The organism is Mycobacterium sp. (genome assembly GCF_049802695.1).
Lineage (GTDB): Bacteria > Actinomycetota > Actinomycetes > Mycobacteriales > Mycobacteriaceae > Mycobacterium.
Window position 1 is genome coordinate 1 of sequence record NZ_JBARMY010000502.1, and the last position, 2,941, is coordinate 2,941.

Here is a 2,941-nt window from a genome sequence, read left to right on the forward strand (position 1 = left end):
AGCAGCCGCTTGCGGCCGAACAGGTCACCGAGCACCCCGAAGGTCAGCTCCAGCAGGCACACCGGGACCAGGAACGCATCCGAGATCCAGGTGAGCTCCGATGAGGTGGGCCCCAGGTCCTGCTGGAACAGGCCGTTCAGCACGGCCGGGATGGCCAGTGCCACCTGAGCCACGCAGACCGCGACCGCCGCGGCGATCAGGGTCCCGGAATCGAGCACATACCGTCCGGAAGCGGTGTCGGTCCCACGTCCAGGAGCTTCGAGATTGGCCACGGGGATGCCTCCCTGCATTCAGGGACAAGCCGGTCCAACTGGATGTGAATCGCGTCACACCGCCGATTCGATGTACAGGTTTCTTGATGGTTTTTCTTCAAGAATCCTGGCCAAAATGACACCGCGCGACTCGGTGGTCCGGCTGATGCGTGGGTGGGCCTATGCGCTCACCGGCAGCGACAGACGGGGTCTGCCGGTAACGGCCCCCCAGCCTGCCATCACGTCCCGCCAGAACCACCGCGTGGAGCCGACCGCTGAGGCTCAGGCGGCCGAAGAACTCGTGTGCGGCCCAGGTCGAGCGGCTGGCGGGCACGCTCACGGACCGGACCAACTCGCCCGGCGCCGCGGCCGGCGGGTGAGCTGCTGATAGCCCTGAGGGCCGTCCGCACGAGCGGGCTGACCGCCTCGACTTCTCCCGGGCCAGCCGGTTTCTGCGAGGCTACGCCAGCATCTCCCGGATCTCACCGGACCAGGCCGCAGTCATTCCCGTCTACTTGCGGGGACGCGGGCTCCAGACGATCGCCAAGCGGGTCCGGGCCGGACGGAACGAGACTGGCGTGCTGGCCCAGGTGCAATGGGCTCGCGCCAACGCGGACGCGGTCGCCGAAACGCTCGCGGCGGCTCTCCCCTGACAGCACGGATCTGCCCCCGCCACATGCTCCCGGCGCTCAGGCCTCGGCGGCCAAATGTAGTCCACAATCCGGCGCCGCCACCCACGTCTGACGGCCGCCTATCCAGTTACAGCAGAACATGATTGGTTACGAATCAGCGAGACTGGATAACATAGTCCTTTGCCCAGAGCACACCGTCGTTCTGATTGTTGCGTCGCGCCTCCACTCTCAGGTTAGCGGCACGATCCGGACACCCTCAACCGGCACGAGATAGACCCGCGGTGCATCAGGGCAATAGACTCCGAAATAATTGATGTCGCCTCGGTAAGAGCGGTACTTGCTGTTGCGCCACCGGATCGATGTCGGGAAGCACACTGCGCCCTTGATCAGCCTCCCAGTCTTGCACTGGACCGGCTTAAGCCTGCCGCCGTCGTCGAAGGCGATATCGTAAGGGTGCCCATCGCCGAAAGGGAGCAAAGGACGCTGGCCCGCCTGGAGCAGCGCGACGAGCACAATCCCTGCGGTCTTGCTGCCGATTGCGGTTGTGTCCCGCATGTTCTCTATTCTAGAGAATTCTGAAGACCAAGCAACGAAAATAAGTGGAGCTGAGGGGATTCGAACCCCTGACCCGCTCCATGCCATCCACAACTCTCCAGGTTCACTGCCCCACAAGCGCCTCCGCAAGGGCAGCAGCAGGACTCCCGGACTCTCCCGCTGGCCGATTACCAGACCGCCGCGCTGGACGCCGCGCGACTGACGTGGCCGGTTCAGGCGAGAAGCTTGACGATCGCGGCAATCCCGACGACCACGATCACGCCCCGCAAAACTGCCTGCGGCAGTCTCCGTCCAACCCGAGCCCCCACGATGCCGCCGATGATCGAGCCGACGACCAGCAGACCGGCTGCTGCCCAATCGACATGCGCCGTCAACACGAATACCACCGCGGCAACCATGTTCACCAGACCAGCCAGCACGTTCTTCAACGCGTTCTGCCGCTGCAGCGTCTCAGTAAGCATCAGCCCGAAGAACCCCATCAGCAGCACACCTTGTGCCGCCCCGAAATATCCGCCGTACACACCGGCGAACATCGTCAAACCCCACAGCGCCGGCGTCACCTCCGATTTCTTCGCGTGGCCCTTCGACTTCATCCAAGCCGACAGCCGCGGCCCGACCAGCACGAGTATCAACGCCAGAACGATCAACACCGGCACGATCGCCTTGAACGCCCCGGCCGGCAGCACCAGCAGCAGCACCGCCCCGGTGACGCCACCGACAATCGACGCCGTCCCGAGACGCACCGCGCGCCCGACCTGATCAGCCAGCTCACGGCGATACCCATACGCCCCGACAAACGCGCCCGGAAAAAGCCCCACCGTATTCGACACGTTTGCCGTCACCGGCGGCAGACCAATAGCCAGCAGGACCGGAAACGTAACCAGCGTCCCCGAGCCGACAACCGCATTGATCGCCCCCGCGGCAATACCTGCCGCAAGGACCAGCAACGCCTGGAGCACGTTCACGTCAGAGCGCCAATAGCGTCGGTGTTATTTCGCGATGACATCGCGCCAGGGCACCCTGTCCACGATCGCTTGCCGGTAGCGCACGAGCTTGCGGGGCGCGTTCACGCACAGCGCGCCCCGGAGCAGGCCGTCCCGGCCGAAAAGGGCGACGAGGACGTCAGGGCCGACTTCGTCGATGTGAATATCCTGGGCGGCGTTGGCGACGCCGACGAAACGCATCTTGGCGTCGAACTGATCCGACCAGAAGTACGGCACGGAGGCATAGGGCTCCTCCGCGATCCCGAGCAACGAGTCGGCGGCATACCGGCCCTGCTCCACGGCATTGGTCCACTGCTCGACGCGCAAATCCTCATCGAAGAGCGTGTTGTGCCACCGGGCGATGTCACCGGCAGCAACCACGTTCGGAGCCGACGTGCGCAGGAACGGGTCGCAGGCGACCCCGTCCGACAGCCGCAGCCCGCTGTCGCGAAGCCATCCGATCGCGGGCTGCGCGCCGACGCCCGCGACGAGCACGTCGGCTGCGAGCACGGTCCCGTCC

At 65.3% G+C, this 2,941-nt stretch carries 3 protein-coding genes and 1 pseudogene; all 4 read right to left on the reverse strand.

The genetic code is table 11. From position 1 onward, the window contains the following. Positions 1-272 (reverse strand): annotated as a pseudogene (locus WA317_RS19770) (hypothetical protein); the annotation flags it as partial. A gap of 839 nt (positions 273-1,111) precedes the next feature. Next, positions 1,112-1,438 carry a group I intron-associated PD-(D/E)XK endonuclease gene (locus WA317_RS19775; protein ID WP_425174648.1) on the reverse strand — a complete coding sequence of 109 codons (327 nt, stop codon included), beginning with the start codon at positions 1,436-1,438 and terminating at the stop codon, positions 1,112-1,114. Between the two features lie 212 nt (positions 1,439-1,650). Next, positions 1,651-2,403, reverse strand: a complete 753-nt coding sequence (locus WA317_RS19780) for a sulfite exporter TauE/SafE family protein (protein ID WP_425174649.1) — start codon at positions 2,401-2,403, stop codon at positions 1,651-1,653. Positions 2,404-2,427: 24 nt separating this feature from the next. Next, positions 2,428-2,941 (reverse strand): FAD-dependent oxidoreductase (locus WA317_RS19785; RefSeq protein ID WP_425174650.1); only part of this gene is annotated, 514 nt, incomplete at its 5' end.

Coding starts and splice junctions, on each gene's coding strand:
- WA317_RS19775 (WP_425174648.1), bottom strand. CDS start 1,438: ATGCGGGACACAACCGCAATCGGCAGCAAGACCGCAGGGATTGTGCTC.